Origin of the sequence: Pandoraea sp. B-6 (assembly GCF_000282835.1) — a bacterium.
In the GTDB taxonomy this organism is placed as follows: Bacteria; Pseudomonadota; Gammaproteobacteria; order Burkholderiales; family Burkholderiaceae; genus Pandoraea; species Pandoraea cepalis.
On record NZ_KB290502.1, the window covers coordinates 40,803 to 63,255 of the forward strand.

Annotated in this window: 21 protein-coding genes; 11 read left to right on the forward strand and 10 right to left on the reverse strand. The window is 64.6% G+C overall.

Translation table 11 applies throughout. The features are described 5' to 3' along the window. Window positions 1-356: 356 nt before the first annotated feature. The 4 genes from A985_RS0106470 (at window position 357) to A985_RS0106485 (ending at window position 4,525) form a co-directional block, all read left to right on the forward strand. Window positions 357-1,406, forward strand: coding sequence for an aldo/keto reductase (locus A985_RS0106470; protein WP_017232585.1), 1,050 nt, complete (start codon window positions 357-359; stop codon window positions 1,404-1,406). A 224-nt stretch (window positions 1,407-1,630) separates the two neighbouring features. Beyond that, window positions 1,631-2,305 carry a glutathione transferase gene (gene yfcF, locus A985_RS0106475; protein ID WP_017232586.1) on the forward strand — a complete coding sequence of 225 codons (675 nt, stop codon included), beginning with the start codon at window positions 1,631-1,633 and terminating at the stop codon, window positions 2,303-2,305. Window positions 2,306-2,629: 324 nt separating this feature from the next. Further along, window positions 2,630-3,727: a branched-chain amino acid aminotransferase gene (locus tag A985_RS0106480; protein ID WP_017232587.1), complete on the forward strand. Its 1,098-nt coding sequence runs from the start codon at window positions 2,630-2,632 to the stop codon at window positions 3,725-3,727. 138 nt (window positions 3,728-3,865) lie between these two features. Continuing rightward, window positions 3,866-4,525, forward strand: a complete 660-nt coding sequence (locus A985_RS0106485; RefSeq protein ID WP_130024818.1) for a YitT family protein — start codon at window positions 3,866-3,868, stop codon at window positions 4,523-4,525. 6 nt (window positions 4,526-4,531) lie between these two features. Here the strand turns inward: A985_RS0106485 and A985_RS0106490 are convergent, their stop codons facing one another. Then, the gene (locus A985_RS0106490) at window positions 4,532-5,440 is read right to left on the reverse strand and encodes a LysR substrate-binding domain-containing protein (protein WP_017232589.1); all 909 of its coding nucleotides are present in this window, start codon (window positions 5,438-5,440) and stop codon (window positions 4,532-4,534) included. A gap of 166 nt (window positions 5,441-5,606) precedes the next feature. Here A985_RS0106490 and A985_RS0106495 point away from each other — a divergent pair, with 166 nt between their 5' ends. The 3 genes from A985_RS0106495 (at window position 5,607) to A985_RS0106505 (ending at window position 9,612) form a co-directional block, all read left to right on the forward strand. Beyond that, a complete protein-coding gene (locus tag A985_RS0106495; protein ID WP_017232590.1) occupies window positions 5,607-6,632 on the forward strand; it encodes a DUF1338 domain-containing protein in 1,026 nt (341 codons plus the stop codon). A 116-nt stretch (window positions 6,633-6,748) separates the two neighbouring features. Continuing rightward, window positions 6,749-8,248 carry an aldehyde dehydrogenase family protein gene (locus A985_RS0106500; protein ID WP_017232591.1) on the forward strand — a complete coding sequence of 500 codons (1,500 nt, stop codon included), beginning with the start codon at window positions 6,749-6,751 and terminating at the stop codon, window positions 8,246-8,248. A 161-nt stretch (window positions 8,249-8,409) separates the two neighbouring features. Beyond that, the gene (locus tag A985_RS0106505; RefSeq protein ID WP_017232592.1) at window positions 8,410-9,612 is read left to right on the forward strand and encodes a PLP-dependent aminotransferase family protein; all 1,203 of its coding nucleotides are present in this window, start codon (window positions 8,410-8,412) and stop codon (window positions 9,610-9,612) included. On the opposite strand, the gene A985_RS0106510 is transcribed toward A985_RS0106505, so the two are convergent. Genes A985_RS0106510 through A985_RS0106520 form a run of 3 tightly spaced genes read right to left on the reverse strand, consistent with a single transcriptional unit; the run spans window position 9,613 to window position 13,381 of the window. Beyond that, entirely contained in the window at window positions 9,613-10,779 is a 1,167-nt protein-coding gene (locus A985_RS0106510) for a M20 aminoacylase family protein (protein WP_017232593.1), read from the reverse strand. It lies immediately after the preceding gene. 37 nt (window positions 10,780-10,816) lie between these two features. Continuing rightward, window positions 10,817-12,049 (reverse strand): diaminopropionate ammonia-lyase, encoded by a 1,233-nt coding sequence (locus tag A985_RS0106515; RefSeq protein WP_017232594.1) that lies wholly within the window; start codon window positions 12,047-12,049, stop codon window positions 10,817-10,819. Window positions 12,050-12,100: 51 nt separating this feature from the next. Then, complete coding sequence (locus A985_RS0106520) at window positions 12,101-13,381, reverse strand: Zn-dependent hydrolase (protein ID WP_017232595.1); 1,281 nt, start codon at window positions 13,379-13,381, stop codon at window positions 12,101-12,103. A gap of 180 nt (window positions 13,382-13,561) precedes the next feature. Here A985_RS0106520 and A985_RS0106530 point away from each other — a divergent pair, with 180 nt between their 5' ends. Then, window positions 13,562-14,035 (forward strand): Lrp/AsnC family transcriptional regulator, encoded by a 474-nt coding sequence (locus A985_RS0106530; RefSeq protein ID WP_017232596.1) that lies wholly within the window; start codon window positions 13,562-13,564, stop codon window positions 14,033-14,035. A 78-nt stretch (window positions 14,036-14,113) separates the two neighbouring features. Here the strand turns inward: A985_RS0106530 and A985_RS0106535 are convergent, their stop codons facing one another. After that, window positions 14,114-14,698, reverse strand: a complete 585-nt coding sequence (locus A985_RS0106535) for a fasciclin domain-containing protein (protein WP_017232597.1) — start codon at window positions 14,696-14,698, stop codon at window positions 14,114-14,116. Window positions 14,699-14,744: 46 nt separating this feature from the next. Beyond that, window positions 14,745-15,638: an alpha/beta hydrolase gene (locus A985_RS0106540; RefSeq protein ID WP_017232598.1), complete on the reverse strand. Its 894-nt coding sequence runs from the start codon at window positions 15,636-15,638 to the stop codon at window positions 14,745-14,747. Between the two features lie 198 nt (window positions 15,639-15,836). Here A985_RS0106540 and A985_RS0106545 point away from each other — a divergent pair, with 198 nt between their 5' ends. Genes A985_RS0106545 through A985_RS24480 form a run of 3 tightly spaced genes read left to right on the forward strand, consistent with a single transcriptional unit; the run spans window position 15,837 to window position 17,653 of the window. Continuing rightward, complete coding sequence (locus A985_RS0106545) at window positions 15,837-16,523, forward strand: lipocalin family protein (RefSeq protein WP_017232599.1); 687 nt, start codon at window positions 15,837-15,839, stop codon at window positions 16,521-16,523. Continuing rightward, entirely contained in the window at window positions 16,520-17,050 is a 531-nt protein-coding gene (locus tag A985_RS0106550) for a chalcone isomerase family protein (protein WP_017232600.1), read from the forward strand. Before A985_RS0106545 ends, A985_RS0106550 begins: the two co-directional genes overlap by 4 nt. Before the next feature lie 6 nt (window positions 17,051-17,056). Further along, entirely contained in the window at window positions 17,057-17,653 is a 597-nt protein-coding gene (locus A985_RS24480; RefSeq protein ID WP_083902212.1) for a DUF2878 domain-containing protein, read from the forward strand. 20 nt (window positions 17,654-17,673) lie between these two features. Here A985_RS24480 and A985_RS0106560 read toward each other — a convergent pair whose 3' ends face one another. From A985_RS0106560 to A985_RS0106575, 4 genes are all read right to left on the reverse strand, one after another. Then, window positions 17,674-19,065, reverse strand: a complete 1,392-nt coding sequence (locus A985_RS0106560) for an MFS transporter (RefSeq protein ID WP_017232602.1) — start codon at window positions 19,063-19,065, stop codon at window positions 17,674-17,676. A gap of 109 nt (window positions 19,066-19,174) precedes the next feature. Beyond that, window positions 19,175-20,743 carry a bifunctional 3-(3-hydroxy-phenyl)propionate/3-hydroxycinnamic acid hydroxylase gene (locus tag A985_RS0106565; protein ID WP_017232603.1) on the reverse strand — a complete coding sequence of 523 codons (1,569 nt, stop codon included), beginning with the start codon at window positions 20,741-20,743 and terminating at the stop codon, window positions 19,175-19,177. Then, window positions 20,740-21,612, reverse strand: a complete 873-nt coding sequence (locus tag A985_RS0106570) for a fumarylacetoacetate hydrolase family protein (RefSeq protein ID WP_017232604.1) — start codon at window positions 21,610-21,612, stop codon at window positions 20,740-20,742. Before A985_RS0106570 ends, A985_RS0106565 begins: the two co-directional genes overlap by 4 nt. 42 nt (window positions 21,613-21,654) lie before the next feature. Next, window positions 21,655-22,453: VOC family protein (locus A985_RS0106575; RefSeq protein ID WP_232424542.1), on the reverse strand; the 799-nt coding region annotated here is incomplete at its 5' end.

The window sequence follows — 22,453 nt, forward strand, 5'->3', positions numbered from 1 at the left end:
TGCGTCGCGCGCCCCAGCCGATGCACCAGTTCGGTACGCGCGGCGCGCGACGGATCCCCCTCGAACCCGCGCGGCGAGGCCTCGCGCGGCTCAGTCTTGACCAAATGCATGACCATGCCTTCACTCCAGAGGCGGCCGATCCCCACGTCACGGCCGCAATGCTGCACAGCATACCCTCGCTACATGCGCTTGCCCGATCCTCCGACCGGGGATTCACACGATCAGGCAGGAAATGTGCAGGAACAGGTACTGCTCGCCCGATGCGCCTCGACGCATAATTTCTCCCATCCCGTGCAAGCCGTCGCCCCTCCCAGACGGCCGCCTGCGACGGGCAGCCACTTCAACGGAGCAATGCAATGCGACAAAGAAAACTCGGCAATACCGGCCTCTTCGTCTCGGAACTGTGCCTCGGCACGATGACCTTCGGCGGACAGGGCGAACTGTGGAGCAAGATCGGTCATTTGCAGCAACACGATGTCGACTCACTCGTGGGCCGCGCGCTCGATGCCGGCATCAACTTCATCGACACCGCCGACGTCTATTCGGAAGGGCAGTCGGAAATCCTCACCGGCCAGGCCCTGCGCAACCTCAAGGTACCGCGCGATAACGTCGTGGTCGCCACCAAGGTCTTCGGTGCCACGGGCGCACAAGGGGCCAATTCTCGTGGCCTTTCGCGCTATCACATCATGGACGGCATCAAGGCCAGTCTCAAACGCCTGCAACTCGATCACATCGACCTGTACCAGGTGCACGGCTTCGATCCGGCCACGCCCATCGAAGAGACCCTCGGCGCGCTCGACACACTGGTGCGCCAAGGGCACGTCCGCTATATCGGCGTCTCGAACTGGGCGGCCTGGCAGATCACCAAGGCGCTGGGTATTTCGGCGCGGCTGAACCTCGCGAGCTTCACGTCGCTGCAGGCGTATTACACGGTCGCCGGACGCGATCTCGAACGTGAAATCGTGCCGATGCTGCGCAGCGAAAACGTGGGCCTGATGGTGTGGAGCCCGCTCGCCGGCGGCCTGCTCTCGGGCAAATACACGCGCGACGGCCAGTCCGAAGCGGGCAGCCGCCGCCAAACCTTCGACTTCCCGCCGGTCAACGTGGAGCGTGCCTATGACGTCATCGACGTCATGCGTGGCATCGCCGCCGAGAAGGGCGTGTCGGTCGCGCAGATCGCGCTCGCCTGGCTGCTTGCCCAGCCGGTCGTCTCGACGGTCATCATCGGCGCCAAGCGGACCGATCAGCTCGACGACAACATTGCGGCAACGCGTGTCACGCTGAGCGCGCGCGAACTGTCGGCTATCGATGGGGCCAGCGCTCTGCCGAGCGAGTATCCCGGCTGGATGCTCTCGCGCCAGGGCGACCCGCGCCGCGCCCAGCTCGCCGAAGCCGGTCTGCTGTAAACGTCGGGAAGCAGTCAATGCGCGCAGAACTGTAGTGAGCGAGACACAGTGCACCGCGCGAGCGGTGCACTGTGCTCACGGCACGAGGGAAAATTCTCGCGACCTGGTGGCGGCAAGGTGTGAACATAGATCGCGCCCTATTGGCGATTTTTGCGGTAGCTTATTGTCGCGTGCGTTGGACAATCCAGGCCATCGCCCGCACATCCCTTTAACAGGAGTCCATCTTGTCAGCTGCTGCCCCCGCCTCGCTCACGCTCTTTGTCGACGCTCGATTCACAAGCCCCTACGCACTGTCGGTCTTCGTCACGCTACGTGAGAAAGGTCTGCCGTTTGATCTGCAAACCGTGGATCTCGTGCAGGGCGCGCATTATGAGACCCGCTTTGCGAACCTATCGCTCACGCGTCGCGTGCCCACGCTCGTGCACGGCGATTTCACGCTGTCCGAATCGTCGGCCATCACCGAATACATCGAGACCATTTTCCCCGAGGTGCCCGTGTATCCGTCAGATGTATGCGAGCGGGCTCGCGCGCGTCAGGTGCAGGCGTGGCTGCGCAGCGATCTGGGCGCCTTGCGAGAAGAACGTTCGACCGAAGTGATCTTCTACCGTCCAGTGGACGAACCCCTCTCCGACGCAGGTCACGCGGCCGCGAGCAAGCTGATCGCCATTGCCCAGGACCTGCTGGCCGATGGCCGCATGTCGCTGTTCGACAAGGCGTGCATCGCAGACGTCGATCTCGCATTGATGATCAACCGTCTCGTGTACAACGACGACGTGGTGCCTGCGGCACTGGTCGAGTATGCCCGCCGCCAATTTGCGCGACCGGCCGTGCAGGAGTGGCTGGCGATGACGCGCCCGCCGCGTCCGGGCGACAGCATCGACGGCAGGGCCGCGGCCTGACGGGGCCGTCGCCCTGGACGAATAACCCAGTCGCTCCCTCCTGATAAACGAAAACGCCCGTTTGACACGTTGCAGTCCTTCGTGGAGACGAACGGCGGCAGCCGTCATTTCGCGGGAATATCGACAAATCTCGCACTTTTCTTCTAATAATCGGCCAATTTCCGATTTTTATCGGCGTCATCGCCCTCTGAATGATGTTGTGACGGCGCGGGTGGTGAATTCAGTCGACAGGCAGGGGGCTAAAGGAGGAAAATAGGCCCACCTTGCCGTTTACGTTAACGGCACTGACGACTGAAGCCCCCTCTGCCGAGACATTCAAGAAACATGAGCGCCGATAATCAATTGCGTTTTGTCGTGGAGCCGCACGCCAACCCCACCCCTGCCGACCAGATCGCCGCCAAGCTGGCGAACCCGGTATTTGGCCGCGTATTCACGGATCACATGGTCACGATTCGCTGGACCGAGGGCACGGGCTGGCATGATGCGAAGGTAGAGGCCCGCCGTCCGTTCGAGATCGATCCGGCATGCGCCGTGCTGCACTACGCGCAGGAAATCTTCGAAGGAATGAAGGCCTATCGCAGCGAAGACGGCAAGATCTCGCTGTTCCGCCCGCAAGCCAATGCCAAGCGTTTCCGTGAATCGGCCCAGCGCATGTCGATGGCCGAGTTGCCGGAAGCCGTGTTCCTCGAAGCCGTGGAAAAGCTGGTCGACATCGATCGCGCATGGATCCCGGGCACAGAAGGCAGCAGCCTCTATATCCGCCCGTTCATGTTCGCCTCGGAGAGCTTCCTCGGCGTGCGCGCCGCGCATGAATACATTTTCTGCGTGATCGCCTGCCCGGTCGGCCCCTACTTCAAGCCCGGCAAGTCGGCCGTGACCGTGTGGGTGTCCGACCAGTACACGCGCGCCGCCCCGGGCGGCACGGGCGCCGCCAAGTGCGGCGGCAACTACGCGGCGAGCCTGATCGCGCAGACCGAAGCCAGCGGCAAGGGCTGCGATCAGGTCGTGTTCCTCGACGCCGCGCAACATCGCTGGATCGAAGAGCTGGGCGGCATGAACGTCTTCTTCGTCATGGACGACGGCTCGCTCCAGACCCCGCCGCTCGCCGGCACGATTCTGCCGGGCATCACGCGCGCGTCGATCATCGAAATGGCCAAGCGCGACGGCCTGACGGTCAACGAAACGCCGTACGAGTTTGCCCAGTGGCAAGCCGACGCAGCCAGCGGTCGTGTGAAGGAAACGTTCGCGTGCGGCACGGCGGCAGTCGTCACGGCCATCGGTCAGGTGCGTCACGCCAAGGGCGAGTTCAATATTGGCGACGGCGGCGAAGGCCCGGTCACCAAGCGTATTCGCGATCAGCTCACGGGCATTCAACGCGGCAAGGTCGCCGATCCGTTCGGCTGGGTGCACCACGTCGCCTGATCGACGGACGTTGCTCACATAACAAACAAGTTGCGAAGTTGCGCATCGCCCGAGACAGCGATGCGGGAAATCATCGGCGGCGCGCCACGACACCAGGAGAGTCGGGCGCGCCGTCTTGTTGTATTTGACTTGCAGATCATGGAACAGAATCCAGGCGCCATGGCGGGCAGCCCCCGCAGCGCCCTCGCGGCAGCCGACACAATCGGCGTTCCGCACTCCGTGCTCGAAGACATCTATGCGATGGTCATCGGCATGGCATTCGTGGTGGTCGGGCTGGTGCTGCTCAAGGCAGCCGGGTTGGTCACCGGCGGCGTGGCTGGCATTGCACTGCTCGCGTCCTACGTCTTTCCCCTCCCGGTGGGCACCATCTTCACGCTGGTGAACATTCCGTTCTTCCTTTTTGCGTACGTCACGATGGGCCCGCGCTTCGCGCTCAAGTCCACCGTCGCGAGCGTCGGCATCACCTTTGCCCTCGCGGCCATGCCGCAGACCTTCAACGTCGCCTTCGTCAATCCGCTGTTCGCCGCATTCGTCGGCGGCACGCTGTGCGGCATGGGGATTCTGGCGCTCGCGCGTCACGGGGCCGGCGTGGGCGGCACAGGCATCGTCACGCTGTGGCTGCAACGCGAGCGCGGCATCAACGCGGGCATTACCCAGGCGTGCATCGACACGACGATTCTGCTCGCCTCGCTCACCACGATCCCCGCGGGACGCGTTGCCTGGTCGGCACTGTCCGCGCTCGCCATGAGCGCCATGGTGGTCGCCTGGCACCGGCCGGGCCGTTACACCGGACGCTGAGCCGCGTCAGACGGGCGCGTCCGGGCGATAGGCGCTGGCCTGTGTCAACAGCCACTCCCGGAACACGCTGAGTGGTTGCCCATGCGTGAGTTCCGTCGGATAGACGAGGTAGTAGGCCGACTCGGCCACGCTCTTCACGTCGACGGGAATCGTCAGGCCAAAGGTGGCCAATTGTCCCTCGACGAAGAACTTCGGCACCAGCGCGACGCCGAGCCCGGCGGCCGCGCCCGCGATGAGCATCGTGTGCAGCTCATAGCGCACCCCCTGGAGCGCCCGATGGTCCTCGATGCGTTGCTCCGCAAACCATTGGGTCCAGGCGCTGGGGCGTGTCGTCGAGTGCAGCAGCGGATACTCGAGCAGATCGGCGGCCGTGCGAACCGACCCTTTGAGCAACGACGGTCGGCACACCGGCACAACTTCCTCACCGAACAGATAATCCGACGAGGTGCCCGGCCAGGTTGGCTGCCCGAAATGGATGGCCGCTTCGAAGTGCGTCTCGTCGAACGTGAACAGGTCGGTGTGCACCCCCATGTTCACCCGAACCTCGGGGTGGCGCTCGTCGAAATCCTTCATTCTCGGAATCAACCACTCGGACGCGAACGTCGGCAGCACCGCCAGTTCCAAATACCCGCCCCCGCTGCCGTGCGCCATGATCGAGAGCGTGTCTCGATCAAGTTGTTCCAACGTGCGGCGCACTTGCATGCCGTACAGGCGTCCGGCGCGGGTGAGCACCACGCGCTGCTTGGCGCGAACGAACAGACGCACCCCCAGTTGCGCCTCCAGCGTGGCGATCTGACGTGACACGGCACTTTCCGTCAGAAACAGCTCGCGCGCCGCGTGCGTAAAGCTTTCGTGTCGGGCCGCGGCCTCGAATGCCAGCAGCGCCGCCGTGCCCGGGGTCTTGAATTTGCGCATATTGATTCCAAGAACGCATCAAGTGGCAATTTTATCTCGCTTTACGAGTGAGGCATCCATTCCAATAATGCTGTCAATGCAAGATGGCATGGGGTAAGGCGCTCCCTGCCATGCCCTGACACCCTGCGATGCCGCCTGAGACGGCGTTCCCCCTTGAGATAATCCGATGCGCAATGCCAATGTGCAGTCCCTGCTGGTTTCCCTGATCGGGCAAGCGCGTACCGACGCGCTCTTCGCGACACTCAATTCGCCGTCGATCCTGGCGGATGCCGAGCCGGGATGCGTGACGAGAGCCGAACTCGCGCAGGCCATGAACATGGCCCTTTTCGAAGGGCTGCTGGCGCGTTCGCCGAATGGACGCACCTACACTGAAGAAGCGATTGCGGGCGGTGGCAGCGTCTACTTCGATCACGGCGCGCTGCGCACCGTACGCTGGGCCGGTAACGGCGCGCTGCCGCCGGGCGAAGCGGCCTTCACGCGCATTTTGCGCCCGCTGGGCTTCCGTCTGAACGGTCGCTATCCGCTCGACCGTCTCGGCATGACAGGTCGAGCCTATGCACACGAAGACGCCCCTGAAGAGATTTCGCAGTTCTTCGTGAGCGAGCTGCATCCGGAGCGTTTCTCCGAGACGTTCCAGCAAGCCGTGTCGCGTGTGGTCGGCACGTCGAAGGATCCGCTCACGCCTGCGGCCGCCGGTCAGCTTTGGGAACTGGAGCGCGACGGCACGCTGCCGCTCGAAAGCGCACAAGCGCTGCTGCCGGTGATCGTTGGTGCGTTTGCCCGTCAGCACGACATTCCGAGCGAAGCCGATTACGAACTGCTGTTGGCGGAATCCGCTGAAATGGCCTGGATCGCGACCGAAGGCAATGCGTTCAATCATGCGACCGACCGTGTCGAAAACGTGTTCGCGTTGTCCGACGCCGAGAAGGCCAAGGGCCGCCCGATGAAGCCCGACGTCGAGCGTTCGCGCTCGGGTCGCGTGTTCCAGACGGCCTATCGTGCCGACACCGTGCGTCGCGAGTTCCGCGGCAAGGACGGCGAAATCGTGACGCGCGACGTGCCGGGGTCGTTCTACGAATTCATCACGCGGCATCGCGAGTACGACACCGAGAAGCGTTGCTGGAAGATCGACCTGCGCTTCGACGCGGGCAATGCGCAGGGTATTTTCAAGATGACGGCCAACGCCAAGTAATGGAGGGCTCGAGGTGTCGGGCGCACAATATGTCCGTGCCTCGACGCTGCGCCTCAATCTGCCGACACCGGTGAACAGCACCGTCGGCCAACACTGAATTCCATAGGGGTATCCACGTGAACGCAACTTCCATCCTCAACGAACTGGGCATTGCCAAACTGGCCGAAGCGGGCGACATCGCGGTGCACTCACCCATCGACGGCGCATTGATCGGCCGCGTGGCCAGCGCCTCGGTCGCCGACGCCCAAGCCACCCTCGCCCGCGCGCAGACCGCGTTCACCGCATGGCGCAACGTGCCCGCACCGCGTCGCGGCGAACTGGTGCGTCTGCTCGGCGAAAAGCTGCGCGAGCGCAAGCAGGCGCTGGGCGCGCTCGTCACGCTCGAAGCCGGCAAGATCCTGCAAGAAGGGTTGGGCGAAGTGCAGGAAATGATCGACATCTGCGACTTCGCCGTCGGCCTGTCGCGTCAGTTGTACGGCCTGACCATCGCGTCGGAGCGTCCGGGCCACCGCATGGCCGAGACGTGGCACCCGATGGGCGTGTGCACGGTCATCTCCGCCTTCAATTTCCCGGTGGCCGTATGGGCCTGGAACGCGGCGCTCGCGCTCGTGTGCGGGAACGCCGTGGTGTGGAAGCCCTCTGAGAAGACGCCGCTGACCGCACTGGCCGTCAATCGTTTGATGGAAGAAGTCATCGCCGAATTCGGCGACGCGCCGGAAGGCCTGACCGCGCTCATCATCGGCGGTCGCGACGTGGGCGAGGCACTCGTCGCCGATCCGCGCTCGGCCATCGTGAGTGCGACGGGCAGCACGGAAATGGGCCGCAAGGTCGGCGTGGAAGTCGCGCGCCGCTTTGGCCGCTCGATCCTGGAACTCGGTGGCAACAACGCGGGCATCGTGACCGGCAGCGCCGACATGGAACTCGCCCCGCGCGGCATCCTGTTCTCGGCGGTGGGTACGGCCGGTCAGCGTTGCACCACGCTGCGCCGCCTGTTCGTGCACGAGAGCGTGTATGACAAGACCGTCGAGCGTCTGAAGACGCTGTATGGCAAGGTTGCCATCGGCAACCCGCTGGAGCGCGGCACGCTCATGGGCCCGCTGATCGACGAAGGTGCCTTCAAGCGCATGCAAGACGCCCTGGACAAGGCACGCGCGCAAGGCGGCAAGGTCACGGGCGGCGAGCGTTACGCGGTCGCAGGCGCGGAGAACGCGTTCTATGTGAAGCCGGCCATCGTCGAGATGCCGTCGCAGACGGAAATCGTGCTCACCGAAACGTTCGCACCGATCCTGTATGTGCTCAAGTACAGCGACTTCTCGCAAGCCATCGACGCCAACAATGCCGCTTCGCACGGCCTGTCGTCGTGCGTGTTCACGACCGATCTGCGCGAAGCCGAGCGCTTCACGTCATCGGCCGGTAGCGACTGCGGCATTGCCAACGTCAACATCGGCCCGAGCGGCGCGGAGATCGGCGGCGCCTTCGGCGGCGAGAAGGAAACGGGCGGCGGACGCGAGTCGGGTTCGGACGCGTGGAAGGGCTATATGCGCCGTGCCACCAACACCGTCAACTACTCGTCCGCCCTGCCGCTCGCGCAAGGCATCGACTTCTCGATCGAGTGAAGTCTCGATAACCCGCCCCGACGTCGCACATGCCCATGCGCGACGTCACGCAACGGGTTACGCATCTGGTCAACGCCGGACGTGCCCTGCCCCTCGGCAGGTACGCCCGGCGCCCCTCCCCGATAGCCGAATTCCGTCACGCTTTGTTTAGCGAGGCCCCCATGTACGCCTTCACTTCTGTGTTCGCCAACCCGGCCGGTTCGCCGATTCGCGAATTGTTCAAATACTTGTCCGAGCCGGGCATGATTTCGTTCGCGGGCGGCTATCCCGCAAGCGACCTGTTCGATGTGGACGGTCTCGCCGCAGCGCAGGCCCGCGCCTTCGCGCAACCGACGCGCTGCCTGCAGTACGGGCCGACCGACGGCCTGGCCGAACTCAAGACGCAGCTTCTCGCGCTGATGGCCTCGCGCGGCGCGTCCTGCGCCGCCGATGAGCTGCTGGTGACGACCGGCTCGCAACAAGGGCTGGACCTGCTGCTGCGCGTGATGATCGCGCCGGGCGATGTCGTGGTGACCGAGCAGCCCGCGTATCCGGCGACGCTGCAGGCATTGCGACTGCAGCAAGCGACGATCGTGACGGTGCCCGTCGACGCACACGGTCTGGACGTCGCGCACCTGAGCACGCTGCTGCACGAGGGCAAGATCGCCGTGCCGAAGCTGCTGTACACCGTGCCGACCTTCGCCAATCCGACCGGCGCAACGCTCTCGCGCGAGCGTCGTATCGCGCTGCTGAAGCTGGCGGTCGAGTACCGGTTCATCATCGTCGAGGACGATCCGTATGGCGACTTGCGATTCGCGGGCGACGCGGTGCCGACCTTGCTCGGCCTGACGGCGGAAGTGCCGGGATCGCGCGACTGGGTGGTGCACTTCTCGAGCCTGTCGAAGATCGTCGCCCCGGGGTTGCGCGTGGGTTGGACGGTCGCGCCGCCGGAGATTGCGCGCCGATGCGTCGTCGCGAAGCAGACGGTTGATCTATGCAGTGTTCCGTGGACGCAAGCGGTCGCGGCGGAATATCTGGCAGACGGCGCGTTGGCACGCCATCTGCCGAGGATCACGGAAGCCTATCGCCGCAAATGCGACGCGATGTGCGACGCGTTGCGCGCGACGCTGGGCGATGCCATCGCGTTCCACGCGCCGCAGGGCGGCATGTTCGTGTGGGCGCGTCTCGCCGCAGTGAAGACGAGCGATCTGCTGCCGCACGCGATCGCCGAGAAGGTGTTGTTCGTGCCGGGAACGGCGTTCTTCGCAGAACAGGCCGACGAGGCTTCGCTGCGGTTGTCGTTCGCGGCGCCGGCCGTATCAGCGATCGAGGAAGGCGCGGCACGACTTGCACGTGCAATGCACGCGACCGGCGCCACGCGATGATCAACGCGGCAGGCTGTCGCGCACGATCTGCGCGAAGTAGCGCGCACCGAGCGGCAGAATCGCGTCGTTGAAGTCGTAGCAGGCATTGTGCAGCGGGATGGCGCCAAGCGCATCGCCGCTGCCGTTGCCGATGAACGCGAAGTTGCCCGGCACGTGCTGCAGGAACACCCCGAAGTCCTCCGATGCCATCATCGGTGTAACGTCCGCGTCGACGCGGGTTTCGCCCACCACCGACTGCGCCGCGCGAACGGCGAGCGTTGTGTTGTCCGCCCAGTTCATCGTCGGCGCGAACTCGTGTGCGTACTCGAATTCGCCATGCGCGCCATGCATCGCACAGACGCCCAGACTGATCTCACGCATGCGTGTCTCGAGCAGTAGCTGCACGTCCGGCGAATAGCTTCGCGTGTCGCCCTTGATGACGACGTTCGTCGGAATGGCGTTGCGAATGCCATCCGTAATGAACTCCGTGCACGACACCACCGCCGACAGCCCTGGATCGACACTGCGTGACACCACGGTCTGGAGCGCCAAGACGATCTGCGCGCCGATCACGAGCGGATCGATACCCATGTGCGGGCGCGCCGCATGCGTTCCCTTGCCGCGAATGCGGATGACGAAGTTGTCTTCGCTCGCCATGATGCCGCCGACGCGCGTGGCGAAGTGACCTGCCGCGATGCCCGGCATGTTGTGCACGCCGTAAATCGCATCGATCGGGAAGCGTTCCAGCAATCCATCCGCAATCATCGCCTTCGCGCCGCGGCCATGCTCCTCGGCGGGCTGGAAGATGAAGCGCACCGTGCCGTTGAAATCGCGCGACGCCGCCAGCAGCTTCGCCGCGCCGAGCACCATCGACATATGACCGTCGTGCCCGCAGGCGTGCATCTTGCCCGGCACTTGCGACGCGTGGTCACGCCCCGCCGCCTGCTCGGCGATCTGTAGGGCGTCCATGTCGGCCCGAATGCCGATCGCGCCGCGCCCGTCGCCCACGCGCAGATTCGCGACAATCCCCGTACCGCCGATGCCGCGATGCACCTCCAGCCCGAGGCTCGCCAGAATCGTCGCCACCGTCTGCGACGTGGCGACTTCTTCGAAACCGGTCTCCGGTTGACGGTGGAACGCGTGTCGCCACCCCGTCAGCGCCTTGGCGAAATAGAGGTCCTGCGTCATGACTGACTCCTGTGAATGCTGTTGATCGGAGACGACATCAGCGTGCCAGCCACGCCTGCTGGCGCCGCGTCACCGACATCGCCGGCTCGCCCACAAGGTCCGCATAAACGCGCGGCGCTGTCGCGCCTTCCGTGTTGATCAGCAGGACGCGTGAGCCCTCGTTCAGACCGATGGCCGTGGCCAGCGCAGGCGTAGCGGCCGCCTGCATCAAACCCGCCAGACCTGCTACCCCCGACTCTCCCGCGGCAAAGGGCACGTCGTTGTCGCTACCGCGCGCCAGGCGCCGCATGGCTTCGACGGCCTCGGTATCGGTGACGGTCATGAACGCATCGACCGACGATTGCAGGAATCGCCACGCGAGCGGCGACGTCTCGCCGCAGGCCAGCCCGGCCATTACGGAATCGACCGACCCCGACGCCGAGGCTGCCTTGCCCGCAATGGCGCTCTGATAGAGGCAATCGGCCTGCATCGGCTCCACGACAACGAATGTTGGACGCCACACGCCCCAGCGCTCCCAAAGATAGCTCACGATACCCGCCGCCAGTCCACCCACGCCCCCTTGCAGAAAGACATGCGTGAGCGGGCAGGCGGCGTCCGTGCGAGCGTCTGCGCCGCAGAGCGCCTCATCGACTTCGGCCGCCACCGTCCCGTAGCCCTGCATGACGTCGCGTGGAATGGCCTCGTAACCCTCGTAAGACGTGTCCGAAACCACATGCCAGCCGTGACGCGCGGCAAGCGCCGCCGCCGCGTCCACCGACGCATCGTAATTGCCCTCGACGCGCACGATCTCGGCACCGTACGCGGCGATCGCCTGTTCGCGCTCGTCGCTCACCTGCGCGTGCAGCACGATGACGCAGCGGCAACCAATGCTCTGCGCTGCCGCGGCGAGCGCGCGACCGTGGTTGCCGTCCGTCGCGCTGATGACCGTGACACCGGCCAGCGCGTCGCGATGCTCACCTCGCAGAAGCGTTCGCGCGGTGAAGCCGAGTGTTTCGCATTCGCGCAACAGAAGGCGCACGAGCGCGATCGGCGCGCCCAGGGCCTTGAAACTGCCCAGCGCCGAGCGCAGCGCTTCGTCTTTCACGAGCACGCTGCAAACGCCCAGCGATGCGGCCAAATCGGGCAGCGCGCGCAGCGGTGTGCTCCCGCGCGTCAGCCCATCCCAATGGGCCAGCCACTCGCGGCTCTCTTGCGCGCGAGCGATGCTCATGATGTCCTGGAGGTCGGCCGGGTATGGCGCGCGAGCGGCGCGCGGATTGACGTACAGCATGGGGGGCTCCGGTATTGCGGAACTTCGGGATGTCGGGATGTCCGAACGGTTCTATCGATGTACGCCGAGGCGCCTTGCAACGACATCGAGCAGCACTTTCGCGCCGTTCACCAATTGCTCGTCGTCGGTGTGCTCGCGCGGGTTGTGACTGACGCCGCCCCGACTCGGCACGAAGATTATCGCCGCTGGCGCGATGCGCGCGATCATCTGTGCGTCGTGGCCCGCGCCCGACGTCATGCGCTTGGACGACAAGCCCAGCCCGCTGGCGCTCGCTTCAATGACGTCGGCCAACTCGGCGTCGAAGACAACCGGCGAGAAGCGCGCCAGGCGCTCGGCCGAAATGCGCACGCCTTCGTCTTGTGCGAGCTTCATCAGGAATGCCGAAAAGTGCGCTTCGCTCGCTGCCAGACGTTGTTCGTTCGGGTCGCGCATATCGACCGTGAACACCGCCTTGCGGGGAATCACGTTGATGACGCCCGGCTCGACCCGCAGCGTGCCAACGGTCGCGAGCGTCGTGCCGGCGTCGACGGCGATGCGCCGCAGCTCGGCGACTGCGGCGGCGGCGGCATAGCCGGCATCGTGGCGCAGACGCGTCGGCGTGGTGCCCGCGTGATTGGCGTTGCCCTGCACGGTGATCTGCTGCCACGAAATGCCCTGTAGATTCTCGACGACTCCGATCTGCAGCCCTTCCGCCTCGAGAATCGGGCCTTGTTCGATGTGCAGCTCAAGATACTCGTGGGGCACGAGGGTGCCCGGCATCATCTCGCCCGCGTATCCGATACGCACGAGTTCATCGCCCAGACGCGCGCCATCGGTACCGATGGCATCGAGCGCCTCGGCCAGCGGCAACCCCCCCGCGTGAACCAGCGAGCCCATCATGTCCGGATGAAAACGCGCGCCTTCCTCGTTGGTGAATGCCGCGACCGTGATCGGACGCGACGGCACGACGCCCGCTTCGCGAAATGCCCGCACGATCGCAAGGCCACCGAGCACGCCATAGCATCCGTCGAGCGCGCCCGCGTTGACGACGGTGTCGATGTGCGAACCCATCATGAGCGGGCGCAGCACCTCACCCGCCTCACCCGCCGCGTCCTTCGCGGCCGACGACAGCGTGCCAAAGATATTGCCGATGCGATCGATCCGCACGTCGAGATCGAGTTCGCGCATCCACGCGACGACCTGATCACGCCCGGCTTTCTCGGCATCGGTGAGCGCGACGCGAGTGCGGCCGCCCGCCACGGGATCGGCGCCGATCTCGCCCAGCTCATGCAACTGTTGCAACAGCACGGCGCCGTTCAGGCGAAGGACGGTGGGGGCGTTCGTAGCGGACATAGGGGAATGCGGTCGTTTCGGTGGAGATGTCGATGGGACAGCCGCTCGCGCAAGCGCTTTCAGCGACGGGTTTTGCGCGTCACCGCTGGCGGAGTATCATCGATCTGCTTGAATAATATTCCGGGGCGCGTGTACGATTAACCCGTTTTTAGCCGAAAATTCGAATTTTTATTGCGTCACATGAGCCTGGACAGTTACGACATCGCCCTGCTCGCCGCGATCCAGCAAGACGCGACGACGCCTCAGCATGCGCTTGGCGCGCAAATCAATCTGTCATCGGCCGCGGTGAATCGGCGGCTCAGAAAGCTGGCCGACGAGGGCGTGACACGCAAGACCGTCTCGCTGGTGGATCCGGCCAGCGTGGGCTACACGCTGACGATCATTACCGAGGTCGAAGTCGAGAACGAGCGGCTCGACCTGCTCGATGCGATGAGGCGCAGCTTTCTCGCCTGCCCGCAAGTGCAGCAATGCTATTACGTGGCGGGCGAATGCGACTTCGTGGTGATCATGGTCGTGCAGAACATGGCGCAGTACACCGAACTCACCCGCGCCCTGTTCTTCGAGAGCAACAATGTCAAACGCTTCAAAACGCTCGTGTCGATGAGCAACGTCAAGGTCGGGTTGGAAGTGCCGCTGGACGCGCTCGGCAGTTGAACGCAACGACACCCGGTCATTCTCCTGGGCACCATGCCCTGACGAACGACCGGGGAAACATCACAGGGCATCAGGACATCAGGGCATCAGTACTTTGTCCACGACGTGAATCACCCCATTCGATTGCATGACGTTGCTGATGGCGATGTTAGCCACACCGCCCTTGTCATCCGTCACCATCAGGTGTCCGCCCATCTGCGTCACCGTCAGTGAATCGCCTTCGACCGTTTTCAACATCGCCTTGCCGCCGGCGTCTTTGACGGCCTTCATCAGATCCTGCGCGGAGAGTCGGCCCGGCACCACGTGATACGTGAGCACCTTGTCGAGGGTCGCCTTGTTCTCGGGCTTCAACAGCGTGTCGACGGTGCCGGCCGGCAGCGCGGCGAAGGCTTCGTTGGTCGGCGCGAAGACCGTGAAGGGCCCGGGACCGGAGAGTGTGTCGACCAACCCGCCGGCCTTCACAGCGGCGACGAGTGTCGTATGGTCTTTTGAGTTCACCGCGTTTTCGATGATGTTCTTCGAGGGGTACATCGCGGCCCCGCCGACCATGACGGTCTTCTCACCGCTGTCCATCGGCGCCGCGCAAGCGCTGAGCGCCGATCCGAAAACACAGCAGGTTGCCACAAGCACCGGCAGAATTCCGGTCGAATAACGAGTCTTCATTTTCTCACCCCATTGATGGCGCTTCGCAATTCGGAAGCCCTCTTACTTACGAACAAGCCGGGTGAGCGGATGCACGCTCCGGAAATGAATTCACGAAGGTGGCAATGTCGTCCAGCACTGGCGCATACCCTCGCAGCGGTGCGCTAAGCGTTCCCAGAAGCATCGCGTGTCCGAGGTCGTAGTGCCGCACTTGCACCGCATCGTTCATCCCATGCAAGCGCTGGGCAAACCGCGTCGTATTGCCCGGATCGACGACCGTGTCCGCGTCGCCCACGGCCAACCACATGGGCGGTTCCCTACCCGTCACGAAATGAATCGGCTGACTGGCGAGTCGCACCGGCTCGGGAAATATCCGGCGAAGCACATCGCTCTTGAGCGGCAGGAAATCGTAGGGGCCGGCCAGACCGATGACGCCCGCGATATCGCACTCGCGCATGCCATTGGCGTGCAGGTAGCGGGCATCGGTTGCCAGTAACGCGACCATTTGCGCGCCCGCCGAATGACCCATGAGAAACAGGCGGTCGGGGTCGCCGCCATACGCTCGCGCACGCTCGCTCGCCCAGCGCACCGCGATCGCGGCGTCGTCCATGAAGCCCGGGAAGGTCACCTCGGGATAGGTTCGATAGTCGGGCACGACCACCAGGAAGCCGCGCGAGGCGAGCGCCTCGCCCACAAAGCGGTAGTCTTCACGTTGGCCGTTCTGCCAACTCCCGCCGTAGAAGAACACGACCACCGGCATGCCGCTCGCCCCCGCGTCGGGGTGTGTTGGCACATAGACGTCGAGTCGCTGTCGCTCCGACGTGCCATAAGCGATATTCGTGACGTCACGATACGTGGTCCGCGGCGTGAGCGCATTCACTAGCGTGACGGGACTGCACGCACACAGTGCGACGCTGGTAAGCACCACGGCCAGCATGCCGCCGAGCGAGACATTCGTCATGTTCCCTTCCTGTCGAATAGAGGCCGGGGAAGGCCAATGCCCCCCCCCGGGCTTGCCTTCGTCAGTACGGGAATGGCGATCGCCCGGATGCACGTCCGAGCGGAAATCGGCGGATTTTTTTGTTTCCGCTGCATCCAAGGGGTCGCGACGTCCGTATACCCGTGACACGCGTCTTGAACCCGCTACGGAGCTTGCATCATGCCTGCCGCCGCCATTGCATTCGTCGGACTGAATCTCGCGCTGTATGCCGCGTGGCTTTCTCGATGGCGCAGCCACGAAGGCGTCAAACGAACGCGCCACGTTGCGGTGGCCGTGTTCGCCGGTGCGAGCGTGCTGCTGGCGGGTTGTACGGGCGCGCCGCCCAACCCCAACCCTCGCGCGGACGTTCCGCTTCACACGGTGCCGGTCGACCTGCCGCGATACATGGGCAAGTGGTATGTGATCGCCAACATCCCCTATTTCGCCGAACGCGACTTCGTCGGCAGCCGCGCCGAGTGGAAGTTGCGCGACGACGGCAAGATCGACGATCACTTCTATGGTCGCAAGGATGGGTTCGACCAACCCGAGCGTCATTACCAGTTCCTCGATAGTGTGGTCCCGGGCAGCGGTGGCGGGGAGTGGCGTGTTCGCCTGTTCTGGCCCATCTATGTCTCGCAGCTTACTGTGTATGTCGATCCGGATTATCGGTACACGCTGCTGGCCTATCCCGACAAATCGTTGGGCTGGATCTTTTCCCGCGAGCCGACGATGGACGACGCGACCTACCGCGCACTGCTGTCCCGCTTCGCCGCCATGGGTTACGACACCACGCGCTTCCGGCGCGTCCCCCAGTTTCCCGAGCAACTCGGTCAGCCGGGCTTCGCCACGCCGGGGAAAAGCGAATGAAAGCGAGTCGTCTGACAAGCGTGATCGTGTGTTTGGTCGGCACGCTGGCAACGTCATCCGCCTGGTCGGGATGCCGCGATGCATTGACAACAGCCCACCGCGTTGGCGCAGGTGAGTTTTGCGTGCTGGGCTTCTGTCTCTATAAGGCTGAGCTTTGGTCACCGCACACGCCCGTCTCGGCCGACACGCCCTTCGCGCTCGTCCTCAAGTACGAACGCAGCGTCAGCGGAGAGCGCATGGTCTCGACCGGCATCGACGAGATGCAGCGGCTGGCCCCGCGTCCGATCGCGAACGACACGCTCAATGCGTGGCGCGAGGACATGCAGCGTGCGTTCGGCGACGTGTCACGCGGAGACGAGCTATGTGGCGTCTATCTGCCTGGGCGTGGCGCACGGTTCTATACGAACGGGACACTGAAGGCCGACGTTCCCGACATGGCGTTCGCGCGGGCATTCTTCGGCATCTGGCTCGACCCGAACACGCGGGCGCCTTCGCTTCGCAGACACCTGTTGGGCGAAAGCCCGTGACCGGCCGTGGTATCGCGACGGTGTAACCCACCGCACCCGGGAGGTTGCCTCGGCCTGGTCTACGTCGTACTCGGCCAGGTTGGGTGGTTCACGTGCGTGCTCAGCGCCGCCAAGGGAGACGGATGGATAGGCGTCGCGCTCGTGGCCGCCATGGCGGCGGGTCATCTGTGTCTGGACCGGCGACCGCTTCGCGAAGCGGGGTTTCTCGTCGTCGTCACAGTGCTGGGTTTCGGATGGGAGTCCTGCGTTTATCGCACCGGCTGGATCGCCTACCCGAACGGCGTGCTTGTCCCCGGATTCGCGCCGTATTGGATGGCCGGGCTATGGGCCCTCTTCGCGTTGCAGATCAATCCCGTCTTCGCGTCGCTGCGCCGTCGCCGGCTTCTGTGCGCCATGCTTGGCGCGGTGGGCGGTCCACTGTCGTTTCGCGCGGGCGCGGCTTTGGGGGCCGTGCAGTTCATCGACATCTGGCGAGCGCTCGCCCTGATTGGCGCGGGATGGGCGGTCATGCTGCCCGGACTGATCACGCTGGGGGAGGCGATCGGTTCGGGGCCGATCGCCTCCCGTAAGGCTACCGACGCCATGCAACATGACGATCGGTAGTCACCCGGCAGTCATACCCCTCAACGTTGCCCGGCCGGCACGCTGGCCGCGCCACTGACCTCATTGCTGCGCGCTTCCGGCGCCGGCACCAGCCCAACCGATGCGATCTCCTGGCGTCCCAGCGAGATGATCGCGGCGGCGAGCGCCAGTGCCACGGCGAAGATACCGAACGTGTAGCTCGGCGACGGGTTGAACGTTGCGACGATGCCAATGATCATCGGCCCCATGATGCCGCCCACGCGGTTCAGCCCCACGGCCACACCCATCCCCGTGCCACGCACTTCCGTGCGATAGCACATCACCTGATAGTTGTTGAGCACGGCCTGCGCACCGAAGATGAAGAAGCCCAGCGCCGCGACGAACGGCGGTGCCCACAGATTGCCCAGCGCAATGCCGACCGAGATCATCGAGATCGATGCCAACGTGTAGCCAATGATCATCGCCTTGATGCGGCTGCGCAGCTTGTCCGCCAGCCATCCCATGCCGATTCCGCCAAACACCGACGCCAGCATCACCAGCGTGCCGTAGGCGAACGCCGATGACACACCGCCGCCGCTCGCGACGACCAGCGTCGGCAGCCAGCCCGTCAGACCGTGGATGCAGAACAGACTGAGGAAGCCAACGATCCAGTGAACGATCGTGTTGCGGCGATACATCGGCGAGAGCAGTGCCGCGATCGAGCCAATCGTCTCGGGCTTGTGCATCGGCGCAAACGTCGCCGTGCGATACACCGCCTCACGCTCAGGACGCAGCTTGGCGAGCAGTACGCGCACTTCCGACTCCCGTCCGCGCAGCATCAGATATTGAATCGATTCAGGCAACCACAGTGTCGCGGCAATCACCACCAACAGCGATGCGGCACCGATGTAGTACAGCGACTCCCAACCGAAGTGCGCCGTCATCGAGAGCCCGGCGATGCCTGCGAAGATCCCGCCTGCGGAGAAGCCCAGTTGGAACACCCACGTCGCAAACGTGTTCGCGTTCTTCGCCGGCGCCCACTCGTTGATGCAGGTCAGCGCCAGTGGCGTCACCATGCCCAGCGCCGTGCCCATGATGAGGCGGAAGATCGCAAACCCCAGCGGCCCATGCACGACGGTCGCGAGCAGGCCGCTCGAGATCGTCAGCATCCACAGCGCCAGCAGCATGACGCGGCGGCGTCCGAACCGGTCCGACAGCAGGCCTTGCAGCACCGAGCCGATCGACAGGCCGATGATGCCACTCGAGAGCATGAAGCCGATCATGCCGGGCGAAGGCTGCCAGGTCTTGCGCACCAGCGGGATGACGTAAGCGGCATTGAACAGATCGTAGCCATCGAAGAACATGATGGCGGTGAGCAGCACGGCAAACTTGAAATGAAACCCGCCGAATTTCGCCTGCGCGATTTCTTCGCGCGCGGTAATGGTTGTCGTCACGATTGTCTCCAGACCGTGTCAGTCGCGGCCGCGCCGGTCTGGTGCCGGCGTGTTCCGCATATTTAATGGCGGCTTGCCACACCCGCGCCAGCGGGCGTGGCACCGGCCGTCAACTCAGCGCGCCGATCAGCGCGTCGAGTTGTGATGCAAGCGCACTCGCGTGTCCCGCGACACCCCAAACGTAGTGGTCCGGTCGCACGATTGCCGCGTGGCAATCGTGCTTCTCGAACCATCTCGCGAGGACACCTTCCTTCTCCTGCACTGCCACACTGCCGGCCGGCAACGATGCTGCCGAGCCAAGCACCACGACCCTTGCGCCGATATCGCGTGCCGCGGCGACCCAACCGCTGTCCAGCAACGCAACATCGTCGACCACCACGCGCCAGCCGCCCCCGACCACGTCGTCGAGCAACGCGGAGGCGTTCGCGTCCGTCGCAACGAGCGGTTGCGGGAACAGCGTGCCGTTCACGGCGTTACCGTCAGCGGCAAGCAATCCGGACTGCAACGGCGGCACGATTTCCTGACGTGTAACGGTCTTCACCACACCGCCGCACTCGGCCAGCAGTCGTGCGTCGCGCGCGGCGGCCGCCGCTTCGTCACGCTCGCAGATCACGCGACCGATCTCCTTGATGCGGGTGGTCAGTGTCGTCACGTGCTGCTTGCGTTCGACCTGATACGTGTCGAGCAGCGCGTCCGACGCCGTGCCGCGAAGCACCCGTTCGAGCTTCCAGACCAGGTTGACGATGTCGCGCACGCCCTGACACATCCCCTGACCGATGAACGGCGGTTGCTGATGCGCGGCATCACCCGCGATGAACACGCGGCCACGGCGCCATTCGCTCGCCACCAGCGCGTGGAAGCGATAGCTCGCCGCGCGCCACAAGGTGCCGTCTTCCGGCGTGAGCCAGCGCGAGAGCAGTTGCCACACGCTTTCGTCTTCGCGCATTTGCGCGGGATCTTCCCCGGGCGAGAGCATGATTTCCCAGCGGCGATGCCGTCCGGGACCCACGATGTACGTGCACGGGCGCTTCGGCTCGCAATACTGGATCGCCACCTTCGGCAACTTGGCCAGACCGCTGTCGTTGACCATCACGTCGACCACGACCCACGGTTCGTCGAACACGAGGTCTTCGAGCGCGATGCCCAGCGTGGTGCGCACGAAGCTCGACGCCCCGTCAGCGGCAATCAGATACTTGGCCGTGACGGTGCGCGTCTGGCCGGCGTCGTCGCGCAGGCGTGCGGTGACCGCCTCGCCCGTGTCTTCGAATCCGATCAGCTCGGTGCCCAGCGCGAGGCTCACGCAGTCGTAGCTCGCGGCCTGATCGCGCAGCGCTTGCTCGACCGGCGGCTGCGTGAAGGTCATCGTCGGCGTATAGCCCATCGGATAGGGCTTCTCGACGGTGGCGATGCGCTTGATCAACTGCCCTTGCGTGCCGTAGTACTCCGACGGCGGAAACACATCGACGAACGGGGCGATGCGCTCGGCTAGCCCGAGATCCTGGAAGATGCGCATGATCTCGTGATCGAGCGCGATCGCACGCGGCTTGTCGTAGACCTCGCGCGCCTTGTCGACGCACAGTGTGCGCACACCGAGCTTGCCGAGCAGGTTTGCGGCGACGGCCCCCGATGGGCCGAAGCCGGAGATGAGAACGTCGTAGGACTCGTTCATGACGCTCATTTCGCCTCGACTTCGTCCTGCACGAGGTTGGACAGCACGCCCACACGCTCGATGTCCACTTCCACGCGATCGCCGGCCTTCATCCACACGGGCGGCGTGCGGGCGAACCCGACACCGGCCGGCGTGCCCATGGCGATCACGTCGCCCGGTTCCAGCGTCATGCATTCAGACAGCAGTTCGATAGTTTCGGCCACGCCCCAGATCATGTCGGAGGTGTTGGTCTTCTGCATCACCTGGCCATTCAGGCGCAGTTCCATCTTCAGCTCGGTGGCGCCGGCCGGCAGGTCCTCCGGCGTGACGATCCACGGGCCGAACGCGCCGGTACCGTCGAAGTTCTTGCCGATGGTCCACTGCGACGTGCGCTTCTGAAAGTCGCGCACCGAGGCGTCGTTGAAGCAGGCGTAGCCGAAGACGTGCTCGAGCGCGTCGCTGCGCTTGATGTGTCGACCGCCTTTGCCGATCACCACCGCCAGCTCGGCTTCATAATCGAACTTCTCCGACACGTACGGACGAATCACGGGATCGTCGTGGGCGATCAGCGAGGTCGCGCCGCGGAAGAAGATCAGCGGGTACACCGGCTTCAGGTTGCCGCCTTCCTTGGCGTGATCATAGAAGTTGTGGCCGAGACAGACGATCTTGCCCGGACGCGGCAACGCCGGGGCGAGCTTGACATCCGACAGGCGCACGCGCTGACCGGCATGATTGGCTACCGCACGCTTGGCGGCGCCGAGCACATCGACATCCTGCTCCAGCGCGACGCGCAGATCGGACGGCACGCCGGGTTCGGCCGCTGCCAGGTCGATGACGTCATCGCCGTCGACCACCCCCAGGCGCGTGCCTGCTTCATGCTTGTATGTGACGAATTTCACCGAAAGACTCCGTGGACTTGATTGAAGATTGACGCGACGGCTTCAGCCGTGGCGAAAGCGAATGGTTTTCTGGGCTTCCTTGAGGCGCGGCGACGGCGATTTTCCGACACCCCACTGATCGATGCGTCCGGGCGGCCACTTCCAGTCATCCGGCCCGCCGGTGCGGTAGGTGTCGTCGACCTGTTGCACTTCGGCCGTGTATTCGATGACGAAGTCGAACGGCCCGAGGAAATACGCAAACACGTTGTTGCCCGGACCGTGACGGCCGACGCCCCACTCGATCGGATAACCGGCATCGTTCATGCGGCCGCCACCGCGCATCACCGAATCGAGGTCCGGCATCACGAAGGCGATGTGGTTCAGGCTGGTCTCGGTGGCATCGGCCAGCGCGATGCTGTGGTGATCAGTGCCACACCGCAAAAAGGCCATGATGCGGGTGCGATCCGAAAGCTTGAAACCCAGCGCGTCTTCGAAGAAGGTCTGCGCGACGGCCACGTTCTCGCTGTTCATCACGACGTGCGTGATCTTGATCGGCGCGTCGGCGCGCTCTGCCGTGTCGGTCCAGCGCATGTCGCCAAAAATGAAGCGCAGCACGCGGCCTTGCGGGTCCTGTACGACCAACTGTGTGCCGCCACCGGGTTCGGTCACCGGTGCCGGGCCGTCGATCACCGTGCCGCCGTTCGCCGGAATCGTCTCGGCCAGCATCGACAGCGCGTCGAGCGAAGGCACGTTGAAATCGACGCTGCGCACGTCGGCGCGGTCGCTGCGATGCAGCGCGAGAATGTGATGCGCCGCGCCCGTACCGCGCAGATAGACCGCGTCATCGGTGCGCGCCACGACG